Source organism: uncultured Tateyamaria sp., assembly GCF_947487805.1.
Lineage (GTDB): Bacteria > Pseudomonadota > Alphaproteobacteria > Rhodobacterales > Rhodobacteraceae > Tateyamaria.
On the sequence record NZ_CANKXW010000006.1, the window covers coordinates 132319 to 146154 of the forward strand.

Below are 13836 nucleotides of genomic sequence, written 5' to 3' on the forward strand. Positions count from 1 at the left end.
TCAGACCTCGATATCCAGCACGATCAACCCGTCGACACCGCCCTCTGCATGGGCGACCAGCTGCGCGCCAAGCACCTTGTGCTCGGGGTGCTCGGCATAGGTCTGCAAAGCGTCCCAGCTGTCAAAGTCGATGGTAAACCCGTGCTTGTACCCGCGTTCGATCTGCTCGGGGCTGTGTGACGCACCACCCACAAACCCGCGCGCGCCCGGCAACCTGTCGACCAGCGCCGACAGGCCTGCATAGATGCTTGCGATCGTGGCCGCATCAGTGCCCGGCGCGAACCGGGTCAGAACCATGTGCCGGATCATCCCGGCATCCTAAACGGCTTGGGTCGCGGCAATGGCGCGCTGCCAGCGGGCGTAGCCTTCGGCGCGGGCGTCCTCGGACATCTCCGGCGCGAACCGGGCCTCGCGCGCCCACGTGGCGGCAAACCCGTCCATGTCGGGATAAATCCCTGCGCGCATACCGGCCAGCCACGCGGCCCCCAGCGCGGTGGTCTCAAGCCCCGCGGGCCGATCCACCGGCGCGCCCAGCATGTCCGACAGGAACTGCATCGCCCAGTCATTGGCGCTCAGCCCCCCATCGACACGCAGCACCGCATCGCCCCCATCGGGCCAGTCCGCACGCATCGCCTCCCACAGATCGCGGGTCTGAAAGCCGATGCTTTCCAGCGCGGCCCGCGCCATGTCCGCAGGGCCGGTGTCGCGGGTCAGACCAAAGGTGGCGCCCCGGCAATCGGGGTTCCAATAGGGCGCGCCCAGCCCGGTAAAGGCGGGCACAAGGGTGACGTTACCACTGCCCTGTGCGGCCAGCGCCTGCGTCTCGCTGGCCGTCTGGATCACGCCCAGACCGTCGCGCAACCACTGCACCACGGCACCCGCGATGAAAATCGAGCCCTCCAGCGCATAGGTCGGCTTGCCGTCCAGCTGATAGGCGACGGTGGTCAGCAATCTGTTTTGCGAGGTCACAGGCGTGTCGCCCGTGTTCAGCAGCGCAAAGCACCCGGTGCCATAGGTCGATTTCAGCATCCCCGGCGCGAAACAGGCCTGCCCAATCGTCGCCGCCTGTTGGTCCCCCGCCACGCCATAGATTGGCGTCTGACCGCCCAGCCGGTCGGTCACACCGAAATCCGACGCGCAATCGCGCACCTCCGGCAGCATCTCGACGGGGATGTCCAGCATCGCGCACATCTCGGGGCTCCACGCGCCCTTGTGGATGTCATAAAGCATCGTGCGCGCCGCGTTCGTCGCGTCCGTGACGTGGTTGGCGCGGTCCGTCATGTGCCAGATCAGGAAACTGTCGACCGTCCCAAACAGCAGCTTGCCCGCCCGCGCCCGGTCGCGCGACCCCTCGTGTTGGTCGAGGATCCACTTGACCTTGGTGGCCGAGAAATAGGGATCGAGCAGTAGCCCGGTGATCGCCGTCACCTGATCGCCATGGCCCTCGGCCCGCAGCCCCTCGCACATCGCAGCCGTGCGCCGATCCTGCCAGACAATCGCATTGTGCAACGGTTCGCCTGTTTCCGCGTCCCAGATCACGGTCGTCTCACGCTGGTTGGTGATGCCGATGGCGGCAATGTCCGCCGCGCCCAGACCCGTCTTTTCCATCACCGCTTTGCAGGTGGATTTCACCGTATCCAGCAGGTCCTGCGGATTGTGCTCCACCCAGCCACTGTTCGGGAAATGCTGCGTAAACTCCTCCTGCGCAGAGGCAACAGGGCGCATGTCACCGTCAAAGATGATCGCCCGCGAGGACGTGGTGCCCTGATCAATGGCGAGAATATGGGTCATGCGGCGCTTTCCTTCATCCAGTCGTCAACGGCCGTGCGTTGTTCGGGCGTCAGGCGCAGACCCAGCTTGGTCCGCCGCCACAACGCATCCTCCCCACGGACCGCGTATTCGCGGGCCATCATCCATTTCAGCTCGGCCCCGGTCAATGTCGCACCGAAATCCGGGCCCAGATCCTCGGCCGTTTTGGCGGTGCCCAGCACCTCCCACGCCTCGGTCCCATAGGCGCGGATCAGGCGCGCCGCCCATTTGTCGTCCAGAAACGGATACTCCGCCACAAGCCGCGCGCGCAGCGCAGGCACATCCGACACCTTGAAATCACCACCGGGCATCGGCACCCCGGCGGTCCACGCCTCGCCCAGCCCCATCTTGGCCAGCGCCTGTTCGGCCAACTTGCGATAGGTGGTGATCTTGCCGCCAAACACGCTCAGCACCGGCGGGCCGTTTTCATCCAGCGCCAGCACGTAATCCCGCGTGGCCGCCGTGGCCGACGACGCCCCGTCATCATAAAGCGGGCGCACACCCGAATAGGTCCACACCACATCCTCGGGCGTCACGGGCGTCTCGAAATACTCGGACGCGAAATTGCACAGGTAATCGCGTTCGGTATCCGAAATCGCGGGCTTTGTGTCCGGGTCCGTATGGTCCGCATCCGTCGTCCCGATCAGGGTGAAATCCTGTTCGTAAGGAATGGCAAAGATAATGCGCCCGTCGGTCCCTTGAAAGAAGTACGCCTTGTCGTGCTCATAAAGCCGCTTGGTCACGATGTGGCTGCCACGCACAAGGCGGATGTTGTGCTGGCTGTTCTGCCGCATCACGCCGGTCAGGATGTCAGCCACCCACGGACCACCCGCGTTCACCAGCGCCTTGGCACGGTAAGTGCCCTGCTCCGTCTCGATCCGCCAGGTGTCGCCGTCGCGCGCGGCCTGCGTCACCGCACAACGGGTCAGGATCGTTGCCCCCCGCGCCTCGGCATCACGTGCGTTCAGCATGACCAAACGCGCATCCTCGACCCAGCAGTCACTATATTCATAGGCCATCTTGAACCGCGACTTCAGGCCTTTGCCCTCGGGTGCGGTGGTCAGGTCCAGCGTCTTGGTGCCGGGCAAAATCTCGCGCCCGCCCAGATTGTCGTAGAGAAACAAGCCCAACCGCACCAGCCACGCAGGCCGCCGCCCTTTTTCGATCCACGGCATCACAACGCGCAACAGACGCGAGGTGGGCGTGTCACTGTCAAACCGCATGTCGGGCGCATATGGCAGGACAAAGCGCATGGGCCAACTGATATGCGGCATCGCCTTCAACAGCACCTCACGCTCTTTCAGCGCCGATTTGACCAGACCGAATTCGAAAAATTCCAGATAGCGCAGACCGCCGTGAAACAACTTGGTCGACGCCGACGACGTCGCCCCGCCCAGATCACCGGCCTCGGCCAGACCCACGGACAGGCCCCGCCCGGCGGCATCCCGTGCAATCCCGGTGCCGTTGATGCCACCGCCAATAATGAACAAATCAAAGACTTTTTCGTCCGACATGCCCGAACCCTCCGCCATCATCCCAACCATCTCTTAAAACTTTAGTAAGGAATCTTCAATTGTGAGCGTTAACGCTGCGGCGTGATGTCCTTGAGTCCCAACAGAACCGCGGCGCCGATCATCAACGCGCCACACATGCGATTGATCCACACAAAAGACAAGCGTGCCAATCGCGCGGCCACACGGTCCCCGGCCCAACCCCACAGGATCAGGGTCGCGCCGTCCACGATGATATAGGTGAGACCGAGGATCAAAAGCTGTGGCAGAACGGCGGCGGATGGGTCGATGAACTGCGGAAACAGGGCCGCGAAAAACAGCACGGCAAAGGGGTTGGTCATCGACGTCACGAACCCCATGCGGAACAACCGGCCCGGTCGGGCCGAGGCGGCGGCACCCCGCGTGCCCGCACCTTCACGTGACAGCATCAGGCGCACACCGATCCAGACCAGATACGCCACGCCCAGCCACTTGATCCAGCCAAAGGCCACGGCAGAACTGGCAATCACTGCCGCCAGACCAAAGGCCGCCGCCGTCATCTGAACTGCATTGGCGCTCAGATCCCCGGCAATCACCCATAGGCTGCGGCGCAGCCCGTGTTTCATCGCATTCGATACAATCAAAAGCTGGCTGGTGTCAGGCGGCGTGGCAAAGAACACGGCCACCGCCGCCAGGTACAGCAGATAGGTCTCGGCGCTCACGCCTGTTCCAGATCAGTGCCGAAAATCACGTCCGCATGTTCGGACAGATAGATACGCAGCCACGGCGTGAACCGTTCCGGATTACGCGCCACGACATCGCGCAGGGCGTGGAACTCGATCCACTCCACGGCCATCACCTCGTCAGGGTTCGGCACAACCTCCAGATCGTCGGGCGCATGACCCACATAGACATCGACCACCTCGTGCTCGATAAGGCCGCCACCCACATCCGCGCGATATTCCAGATGGTGCCGGTGGTCCAGCGCCAGCCCCGTGATCCCCACTTCTTCCTCCAGCCGCCGCACAGCGCAATCGCCGGGGGCCTCGTCCCAATCGGGATGGGTGCAGCACGTATTCGCCCACAGGCCCGGCGTGTGGTACTTGCCCATCGCCCGTTGCTGCAAAAGCACCTGCGTGCCCCGGATCACGAACACCGACACCGCCTTGTGCTTGAGGCCCTTCACATGCGCCTCCAGCTTTTCGACCGGAACGAGGGTGCCATCGACCCAGGCAGGGATCATGATGCTCATACGTGGTTCGCCTTCACCAGACCCGTCAGGTGGGCCATGTTCTTGATGCCGATCTTGATGTGGGCCATGGGCCGCGCCTTGACCAGCTTCTTGTTCATATACGCTTCAAACGTCAAACGCTGCACATCAATATCGTGGCACAGCGACACAAAGCGCTCGCGCCGGTCATCGCTGCGGTAATAGGCGTTCTGCATCGAGGCAAGCACCCGGAACACCGTCTTGTGCTCGCGCATGAACAGCTTGCGGGCCAGTTTCAGATCCTTGACCCGGCCCGAGGCGAGCGTGGCCGCGCAGGCCGTCGCCGCCACCCGGCCCCCGACCATCGCATAATAAATCCCCTCACCCGAAGACGGCGCAACTACCCCTGCCGCGTCACCGGCCAGCACCACGTCCTTGCCATTGTCCCAGCAATCGAGCGGTTTCAACGGAATGGGCGCGCCTTCCTTGCGCAGGGTCTCGCATTGATCGAGGCCACTCGCCACGCGCAGCGCCGCCGTCGCCTCCTTGAGGTTCACCGATGACAATTCAGACCCCATGCCGACACTGGCGCTGTCCCCATGGGGAAACACCCAGCCATAGAAATCCGGGCTGATCGCCCCGTCATAGATCACGTCACAGCGCACCGGGTCGTACACTTCGGTCTTGGGCGGGGCCTTGATGATCTCGTGATAGGCAAAGACCAACGGCACCTTGTCCGCATCCTTCACCTCGGCCAGACCCACACGCGATTTCGCGCCATCCGCCCCGATCACCAGCTTGCAGGGCAGTTCGTGGTATTCCTGTGTGGCCTTGTCACGATAAATGACAACAGGCGTGCCCTCGGGCCGTTCGATCCGCACAAAGGTGCCAGTAAACCGCTCGACTCCCGCCGCCTCGGCGCGGGCACGCAGGAACGGGTCGAAATCCTTGCGGTCCACCATCCCGACATAGCCGTTTTCAATGGGGATATCGACGTGCCGACCCGTGGGCGAAATCATCCGCGCAGTCGTCACCTTGGTCAGCAGCTGATCCTCAGTCACGTGGAAATCCTGCATCAGGCGCGGCGGAATGGCCCCACCGCAGGGTTTGATCCGCCCCTCGCGATCCAGCAGCGCCACCTTGTGACCCGAGCGCACCAGATCCTCGGCAGCCGTGGCACCGGACGGTCCACCGCCCACAACAACTACATCATACATATCGTCATTCCCCCGGAACCAGGTTTGCATCTTCCATCTCTGCCCCGCGCATCACTGACGCCGCCATCACGGCAGCGGCCAGGAACAGGACAGCCTCAAGCGTGAACACCGAGGCATAGGCCAAGGCGTCCGGCAAAATCAGGCGTGTGAGGTCCAGCATCGCGGTCGCGACCAGCCCGGCCAGCCCCGCGGCAATCGCCTGCGCCGCGCCAAAGACACCCATACGGGTGCCCGTGCTGCGCGCATGGGCGGCGGCCAGTTGCATCATCGACCCAACAGCACCCACAACAAACAGCCCGTTGCCCAGACCCAATACAATCGTGCTCGGGATCAGCGGCAAACCCGCACCCAGACCCAACAGGCCAGCGGCGGATATCACACAGCCCGCAATCGCCCACACGCGCAGCGATCCGATGCGCAGTTGCGACAACACACCTGCGCCGATCATACCCATCAACGCGGCGCCATCCTTGCCCCCAGACAGCTTGGTGCTGTCCTCCGGGCTCAGTCCGTGGACATGCCCGGCAAAGGGCTCAAGGATCAATTCAGACAAATAGAACGCAAGGATCGACAGGAACACGAACCCGGTAAAACGGCGCGCAACAGGGTCACCCCAAGTCTGGCGAAGGGCGGCGCGCAACGGAGTATCGTCCCGCTCAACCGCCCCAGTGGCTTTCGCCTCGACACCCGCTGTGGCAAGGACGGACAGAACAAAGGCGATCACCACAACCACCGCGACCACAGATACCAGCCTCGCGGGGCTGTAGGGTTCCAATGCAATACCGGTGCCGATGGAGGCCGCAATCGCGCCTGCAATCAGGAACAGCCACGCTGTTGTCGCCACGCCCCCTTTGCGCGCGCCCGATGCGCTAGCCAGCAAGGCCAGAAATGACGTGCCCGCCGCCCCGATGCCCAGACCAATGGCGATGTAGGAAACAAGCCAAACAAACAGCGCCATGGGCACGGATGTCTCGGCCACCGAAATACCCCAGGCCGCGCCAAGTACACCTGCCCCGGTGACGGCCATACCGCCAAGGATGAACGGCGTCCGCCCACCCTTTACGTCCGACCTGTGGCCCCAGACGGGGCGCGTCAACTGCACACCATAATGCAGGGCGACCAGCAAACCGGGCAGCAGCGCAGGCAGCGCCAGCTCGACCGTCATCAACCGGTTGAACAGGTTCACGGGGAGTGCGGCAAGTCCACCGATGGCGGCATTGACCAGACACAGCCGCACCAACATGCCCCAACCCGCACTCATGCCAGCCCCCGCAGGGCAAAGGCGGCAATCATCATGCCAGAGACATAAAGCAACACGCCCGTTCCATTATACCACGGCGCCTTGGCGCGCGGGTCGCGGAACATGATCGTCATCGCCCAGAATTGCAGCACCAACACCAACGCGACCCCCGCCGCATGGGCGGGCCGGTCCCACAGGGTCAGCAGCGCAATCACCACCGCCTGCGGCACTGCCATCACGACACAAGCCACCTGCGCCGCCCGGCGCGGGCCCAGCGTGACGGGCAGTGAATTGACCCCCATCTGGCGGTCGCCCTCCAGCGCCTTGAAATCATTCAGCGTCATGATGCCATGCGCGCCCAGACCGTATAGCAGCGCAACCACCAGCACTTCCCAGCGCGGCGCGCCCGCGCTCAGCACGGCGGCCCCGGTCACCCACGGCAATGTCTCGTAACTCAGACCCACAAGGCCCGGACCCCACCAACCCGACCGTTTGAGCCGAACAGGTTCAGCGGAATAGGCCCACGCAGCGGCGACACCAACGACCGTCGCGGCAAAGCCCCACGGCCCCAACTGCCAACCCACGAACAGCGACAGCGCCGACATGGCCAGCGCGATCCACAGACCCCAGCGGCCCGGAATGCGCCCCGACGGGATCGGGCGGTCGGGTTCGTTGATGGCATCCACATGGCGGTCGCACCAATCGTTCGCGGCCTGTGACATGCCGCAGACGATGGGCCCGGCCAGCAAAATGCCCAGCAGCACCAGATGCCACTGCCCCGCCACGGCGGCACCAGAGGCAATCAGACCGCACACATAGGCCCACATCGGCGGGAACCACGTGATCGGCTTGATCAGACGCAGGGCGGCGGCGGGTTCGGGAAATCGACGCGCAGGTAAAGTCTGGCTTACATCCATGTGTCAACTATGGCTGACACTTTGAGTCGGTGCAAGAGCGTCGGCGCTAGCCGTCCTTGCTCAGCAATCCGAACTTGCGCAACTTGACATACAGCGACTGTCGCGACAGGCCCAGCATCTCCGCAGCGGCCACACGGTTGTTGCGCGTCAGGGTCACGGCCGTCTCGATACACATCTTTTCGACCACGTCCGTCGTCTCGGCCACGATCTCTTTCAGAGACGCCGAGCCCACCAGATCCATCACGTTGCGCCCCGGATCGGGCAAGGTGTCGCCGGGGCCAGTGTCGGCCTTGCGCACCGCCTCAAGGCGGCTGACATCGCGGATGATCAGGGCAACGGCGGGGTTCTGCGGGTCGTCCAGCTTGGTCGCGGACACCTCAACCGGCACGCGCGCGCCCAGATCATTGATCAGCCGCGTGGCATAGACGCGCATCTGTCCCGACTTTGCGGCGTTGTCCAACAGGACACCCATGTCGATCTGCCCGCGCACCAGGAACTCGGACAGCAGTGTGCCCACCACATCGCTCAGATGCGCGGCCCCGACCAGATCAAGGAACGCCTCGTTGACCGACAGAACCGACCCCGCCGGATCCATGAACACGATGGCATCCGACGTCGCGCGGAACAAAGCGGCGGCATGGCTGGCGGCGGCATCCGGCTGCGCTTTGGCCGCATCACTGCTGACCAGACGGCACATCAGCACCCGCTGCCCGCCCGCGCGGAACACCACCGGATGCGCATCCAGCTGCTGACGCGTCCGCGTCGCCTTCAGGCGCACAGGCCCCGCATCATCCGACAGCGTCGCATTCAAAAGGCTCTCGGTCAGCTCCGTGCCCGACCGATCCGAAAACAGGCTGGCAAAGGTGGCCCCGACCAGCGCCTCGGGCTTCAGCCCCAACAGCGCGGCAGCCAGATCATTGGCATCCTCGACGCGCCCGGTCTGCACCGACACGAACACCACGGCGTCCTCCACATTGCCCATGACAATGCGATACCGCGTGTCGAACTCGCGCCGCGCCTCGTAGCCCTGCTCCAGCGCGATCTGCGCCTGCACCAACTGCTGCTGCGTCTCGGCGATGGGGCGCAAATCCCGGCCCAGCAACAGAACGGCGTTCTCCTGCCCGAACCGGTGGAACGTATACCGCACCGGATACTGCCACTGTGCATTGTCCGAATGGTTCAGCTCCAGCGACTTCTTCGGCGCCACCCCGGCCAAATAGGCACTGTGCGCATGCTGGAACTTGTCGATACTGTCATCGGTCAGGAACTCGACCAACGGCCGCCCCTCCCAATGGGACAGGTTCCCGAAACTGTCATCCTGCCCGTTGATCAGCACCGACAGGATCGTGCCCTCGGCGGACACCACCAAGGCGATATCCGACGCCGCCACGATAATACTGCTGAGAAACTCAGGTTCGATCAGGGGCACGGAGCCGCTGGTCCAGAAACTGCTGGCGCCTGTGGTCATCTGCCGCTCAGCGCCTTTTTGCGCTTCGTGCAGAAGCCAACAACATCCGTAGCTGTGTTCGTCACAAGATCGACGCCTGTTTGGTCCCGTATCCCGTCCGCATTCCCACGCAATGGCCCACCCAAGGCAAGGACAGGCACGCGCTCGACGGACGATTTGATCTTTTTAACCGTTCTGCTGACGCTTTCAAGGGCAGCTATCCGCGCGCAAGAGATCAGGACCATGTCCGGCTGATCGCAAATGACCCGCGTCGTGATCTGCCGCCGCGTCTCGGAAATCGACACCGCGACCTCGCAGCCAAGCCGCCGCAACTGTGCCGCCAGAACGCAGGCCCCCAGGAAATGCTGCTCGCCCTCGGGCACCACGACCAGCGCCTGCAAGGCAACCTCGCGCGCAATCCCCGTCCGTTCCACCGTCACCGCCGCTTCACCCAACAGCACCTGCAACCGCAGCGCACCCACCGTGACCCCGGCAAAATCCAGATCCGAGCTTTTCCACAGGTCGCCCAGCATCTCGGCGGCCTGCGGGATATAAAGATCAATCACCGCATCCAGCGTCAGGCGAAACCCGCGCAATTCATCCAGCACCTGAACCGGGTCAAACCCCGCAGGGGCCACACAGGCCCGCACCAGATAATCCACCGCCACCTGCCGCGCGCCCGCCGCGCTGACCGTCTGGCGCTCGCACAACATCGAAATGACCTGCGCCGCCAATGGCTCCAGATCGGCTGACGCTACGTCAGCCTGTCGGGTCCGGCCATATTGTTCGTCATGCGTCATGGACTACCTCGATCGGTTCAAACGCAATGGACAACTCTGGCGCGTCAGAGTCGGGAATACGGCTAAAACTGTCTGCCTGTACAAGTCTATTGTCAACCTCGTTTGACAGTATTTCCCCCCGGATTCCGGCTCACGCCCGTGGTTTCTTGCCTGAAACCCCACCTATGATGGATTTTGCTGCGTCGACTGCCACAGATGCCCGCAAAAACAGCCCGCAAAGCGCCTCACGCATGTGTAACTTTTAATTGACACTTTTCGTCTCCCGCCCGTAGTTTCAGACAGGCAATGACGAAAGAGAGCCCCCCAATGTCCACACGGACACCAGCCAGTCGCGCGCCCGCCGGTCTCTACACCGCCGATGAACGTGCACGCCGTGATGCCACGGTCTGGACGCTGGTGCAGGGCATCCTGGCGCCGCTGCAATTCGTGGTGTTCCTGGTCTCTCTCGTGCTGGTGCTGCGCTACCTCGCGACGGGGGCGGGCTACGACGTCGCCGCCTGGTCGATCGTGGTCAAGACGGGCGTGCTCTACATCATTATGGTCACAGGCGCGATCTGGGAAAAAATCGTGTTCGGCCAATACCTTCTGGCCCCCGCCTTTTTCTGGGAAGACGTGTTTTCCTTCCTCGTGATCGGCCTGCACACGGCCTATCTCTGGGCGCTGTTCTCGGGCGCGCTCGCCCCGGTGCCGCTCATGTGGCTGGCGCTTGCGGCCTACGGCGCCTACGTCATCAACGCGGTGCAATTCGTGCTCAAACTGCGCGCCGCGCGGGCCCAGGCCTCCACCCTACAGGAGGCCCCGGCATGACCGAACTGCCCCGACTGACCCCGACCGGCGGATGCCGCGACACCCCGATTCTCAAACAGCGCGGACAACGCGAAGTGTTCTGCGGCCTGACGGGAATCATCTGGCTGCACCGCAAGATGCAGGACGCCTTCTTCCTCGTGATCGGATCGCGCACCTGCGCCCACCTGCTGCAATCGGCCGCCGGGGTGATGATTTTCGCCGAACCCCGCTTTGGCACCGCCATCCTCGAGGAAACCGACCTCGCCGGGCTGGCCGACGCGCAAGACGAACTGGACAAGGTGGTCACCGAACTGCTGGCCCGCCGCCCCGACATCAAACAGCTCTTCCTCGTGGGCTCCTGCCCCTCCGAAGTGATCAAGCTCGATCTCGCCAAGGCTGCCGAACGGATGAGCCAGGTGCACGCGCCCCATGTGCGCGTCCTCAACTTCTCCGGCTCGGGGATCGAGACGACCTTCACCCAGGGCGAAGACGCCTGCCTCGCCTCCATGGTGCCGGTGCTGCCCAAAACCGATGCGCGGCAATTGCTGCTGGTCGGCGCCCTTCCCGACGTGGTCGAGGAACAGGCCATCGGCCTGCTCGAAGCGATGGGCATAGGCCCGATCAAGGTCCTGCCCGCCCCCCGCGCCGACGCGGATCTAGGGCTCGGCGACAACACCGTCTACGCCCTGATGCAGCCGTTTCTGGGCGACACCCATGACGCGCTCACCCGCGCCGGCGCACGCCACATACCCGCGCCCTTCCCCTTCGGCGAAGAGGGCACGACCCAATGGCTCGCCGCCATCGCCGCGGAATTCGGCGTGGCCCCCGATCTTTTCGAACAGGTCACCGCCGCCCCTCGCGCCCGCGCCCGCAAGGCCATTGCGCAGGCAGCCCAAGGCCTGCGCGGCAAATCCGTCTTCTTCTTTCCCGACAGCCAACTGGAAATCCCGCTGGCCCGCTTCCTGACCCGCGAATGCGGCATGGACGCCATCGAAGTGGGCGCGCCCTTCATCCACAAGGGCCTCGTCGGCCCCGACCTCGACCTGCTGGCCGCCGGCCCCACGATCTCCGAAGGGCAGGACGTCGATCTGCAACTCGACCGCGCCAAGGCTGCCAAGCCCGACCTCACCGTCTGCGGTCTCGGCCTCGCCAACCCGCTCGAGGCCGAAGGGCTCGCCACCAAATGGGCTATCGAACTGGTCTTCACGCCTGTGCATTTCTACGAACAGGCGGGCGATCTCGCGGGCCTCTTCTCACGCCCCATCCGCCGCGCCGATGTTCTTAAACTCGACCCTGCCTCTTCTCTTGGCCAAAAATATCCCGGGGGTGTGGGGGCTGGCCCCCACGCAGGCCAGACATGAAGCTCACCGTCTGGACATATGAAGGGCCGCCCCACGTGGGCGCCATGCGCGTCGCCACCGGCATGACCGGCCTGCATTACGTGCTGCATGCGCCGCAGGGCGACACTTACGCGGATCTGCTCTTTACCATGATCGAACGGCGCAACCACCGCCCGCCCGTAACCTACACCACCTTCCAGGCCCGCGACCTCGGTGCCGACACCGCCAACCTGTTCAAGACGGCGGCGCAGGATGCCTATGACCGCTTCAAGCCGGAGGCGATCATCGTTGGCGCGTCCTGCACGGCGGAACTGATCCAGGACGATCCCGGTGGCATGGCCGAAACCATGGGCCTGCCCGTGCCGGTGATCCCGCTGGAACTGCCCAGCTACCAGCGCAAGGAAAACTTCGGCGCGGACGAGACGTTCTTTCAGATCGTCAAGGCACTGGCCAGACCAATGGCGCGCACAGCGCAGGTCACCGCCAACCTGATCGGCCCCACGGCTCTCGGGTTCCGCCACCGCGACGATATTCAAGAGGTCACCGCCCTGCTGTCCGACATGGGCATCAGTGTGAATGTGGTTGCGCCCATGACGTCGTCTCCTGCGGACATCGCCCGCATGGGGGCCGCGCATTTCAACGTGCTGATGTACCCCGAAACCGCCGAAAGTGCGGCGCGCTGGATGGAGCGGGAACTGGACCAGCCCTTTACCAAGGTCGTGCCCATCGGGGTCGGCGCCACCCGCGATTTCATCGCCGAAGTGGCCGCGATCACCGGCCGCGAAGCCTATCTCGACACGTCCCGCCTGCGGCTGCCCTGGTATTCCAAATCGGTGGACAGCACCTACCTGACCGGCAAGCGCGTGTTCGTCTTTGGCGACGGCACCCACGTGCTGGCCGCCGCCCGCGTGGCCCGCGACGAGATGGGTTTCGAGGTGGTGGGCATGGGCTGCTACAACCGCGAGATGGCCCGCCCCGTGCGTGCCGCGGCCAAGGAAATGGGGCTGACTGCCACCATCACCGACGACTATCTCGAGGTCGAGCGCGTGATCGAAGCGCTGCAACCCGAGATGATCCTCGGCACCCAGATGGAGCGCCACATCGGCAAGCGCCTGGGCATCCCCTGCGCCGTGATTTCCGCGCCCGTGCACGTACAGGATTTCCCCGCGCGCTATTCGCCGCAGATGGGGATCGAGGGGGCCAATGTGCTCTTTGACACCTGGGTGCACCCGCTGGTCATGGGACTGGAGGAACACCTCTTGCACATGTTCCGGGACGATTTCGAATTCCATGATGCGGCGGGTCCGTCCCATCATGGGGGGCATGCGCCCAGCCCAAGCGTGGATGGGGGGCCAGCCCCCCAGACCCCCCGGGATATTTCTGGCCAAGAGAATGTGCAGGGCGTGGATGTGATCTGGCTGGATGCGGCGGAGCGCGAGTTGAAGAAGATCCCGTTCTTTGTGCGGGGCAAGGCGCGGCGCAACACCGAGAGCTTTGCCGCCGAGCGGGGCGTGGCCGAGATTTCTGTCGACACCCTTTATGAAGCAAAGGCCCATTTTGCGCGATGAGACTGGCATAAC

The 13836-nt window shown here is 64.0% G+C and carries 13 protein-coding genes; 3 read left to right on the forward strand and 10 right to left on the reverse strand.

The features are described from left to right. From Q0949_RS15255 to Q0949_RS15300, 10 genes are all read right to left on the reverse strand, one after another. On the reverse strand, positions 1–309 hold the full coding sequence (locus tag Q0949_RS15255; protein ID WP_299374083.1) for a Dabb family protein: 309 nt from the start codon (positions 307–309) through the stop codon (positions 1–3). Positions 310–318: 9 nt separating this feature from the next. Further along, entirely contained in the window at positions 319–1791 is a 1473-nt protein-coding gene (gene glpK / locus Q0949_RS15260) for a glycerol kinase GlpK (RefSeq protein ID WP_299374085.1), read from the reverse strand. Further along, the gene (glpD, locus tag Q0949_RS15265; RefSeq protein WP_299374087.1) at positions 1788–3323 is read right to left on the reverse strand and encodes a glycerol-3-phosphate dehydrogenase; all 1536 of its coding nucleotides are present in this window, start codon (positions 3321–3323) and stop codon (positions 1788–1790) included. The genes glpK and glpD overlap by 4 nt, the downstream gene beginning before the upstream one ends. Positions 3324–3391: 68 nt before the next feature. Next, positions 3392–4021 (reverse strand): LysE family translocator, encoded by a 630-nt coding sequence (locus tag Q0949_RS15270; protein WP_299374090.1) that lies wholly within the window; start codon positions 4019–4021, stop codon positions 3392–3394. Further along, positions 4018–4551 carry an isopentenyl-diphosphate delta-isomerase gene (gene idi, locus Q0949_RS15275; RefSeq protein WP_299374092.1) on the reverse strand — a complete coding sequence of 178 codons (534 nt, stop codon included), beginning with the start codon at positions 4549–4551 and terminating at the stop codon, positions 4018–4020. Before idi ends, Q0949_RS15270 begins: the two co-directional genes overlap by 4 nt. Then, complete coding sequence (locus tag Q0949_RS15280) at positions 4548–5726, reverse strand: geranylgeranyl diphosphate reductase (protein ID WP_299374095.1); 1179 nt, start codon at positions 5724–5726, stop codon at positions 4548–4550. The genes idi and Q0949_RS15280 overlap by 4 nt, the downstream gene beginning before the upstream one ends. A 4-nt stretch (positions 5727–5730) precedes the next feature. Then, entirely contained in the window at positions 5731–6987 is a 1257-nt protein-coding gene (locus Q0949_RS15285; protein ID WP_299374098.1) for an MFS transporter, read from the reverse strand. Further along, positions 6984–7883 carry a chlorophyll synthase ChlG gene (gene chlG / locus Q0949_RS15290; protein WP_299374101.1) on the reverse strand — a complete coding sequence of 300 codons (900 nt, stop codon included), beginning with the start codon at positions 7881–7883 and terminating at the stop codon, positions 6984–6986. The genes Q0949_RS15285 and chlG overlap by 4 nt, the downstream gene beginning before the upstream one ends. 46 nt (positions 7884–7929) lie before the next feature. Next, positions 7930–9351 (reverse strand): transcriptional regulator PpsR, encoded by a 1422-nt coding sequence (gene ppsR, locus Q0949_RS15295; RefSeq protein WP_299374103.1) that lies wholly within the window; start codon positions 9349–9351, stop codon positions 7930–7932. Next, positions 9348–10130: a cobalamin-dependent protein gene (locus tag Q0949_RS15300; protein WP_299374106.1), complete on the reverse strand. Its 783-nt coding sequence runs from the start codon at positions 10128–10130 to the stop codon at positions 9348–9350. Before Q0949_RS15300 ends, ppsR begins: the two co-directional genes overlap by 4 nt. Before the next feature lie 306 nt (positions 10131–10436). On the opposite strand from Q0949_RS15300, the gene bchF reads away from it, so the two are divergent. Genes bchF through bchB form a run of 3 tightly spaced genes read left to right on the forward strand, consistent with a single transcriptional unit; the run spans position 10437 to position 13824 of the window. Further along, positions 10437–10937, forward strand: a complete 501-nt coding sequence (bchF, locus tag Q0949_RS15305) for a 2-vinyl bacteriochlorophyllide hydratase (RefSeq protein WP_299374109.1) — start codon at positions 10437–10439, stop codon at positions 10935–10937. After that, positions 10934–12277 (forward strand): ferredoxin:protochlorophyllide reductase (ATP-dependent) subunit N, encoded by a 1344-nt coding sequence (locus tag Q0949_RS15310; protein ID WP_299374111.1) that lies wholly within the window; start codon positions 10934–10936, stop codon positions 12275–12277. Before bchF ends, Q0949_RS15310 begins: the two co-directional genes overlap by 4 nt. Continuing rightward, on the forward strand, positions 12274–13824 hold the full coding sequence (gene bchB / locus Q0949_RS15315) for a ferredoxin:protochlorophyllide reductase (ATP-dependent) subunit B (protein ID WP_299374113.1): 1551 nt from the start codon (positions 12274–12276) through the stop codon (positions 13822–13824). Before Q0949_RS15310 ends, bchB begins: the two co-directional genes overlap by 4 nt. The last annotated feature ends 12 nt before the right edge of the window (positions 13825–13836 follow it).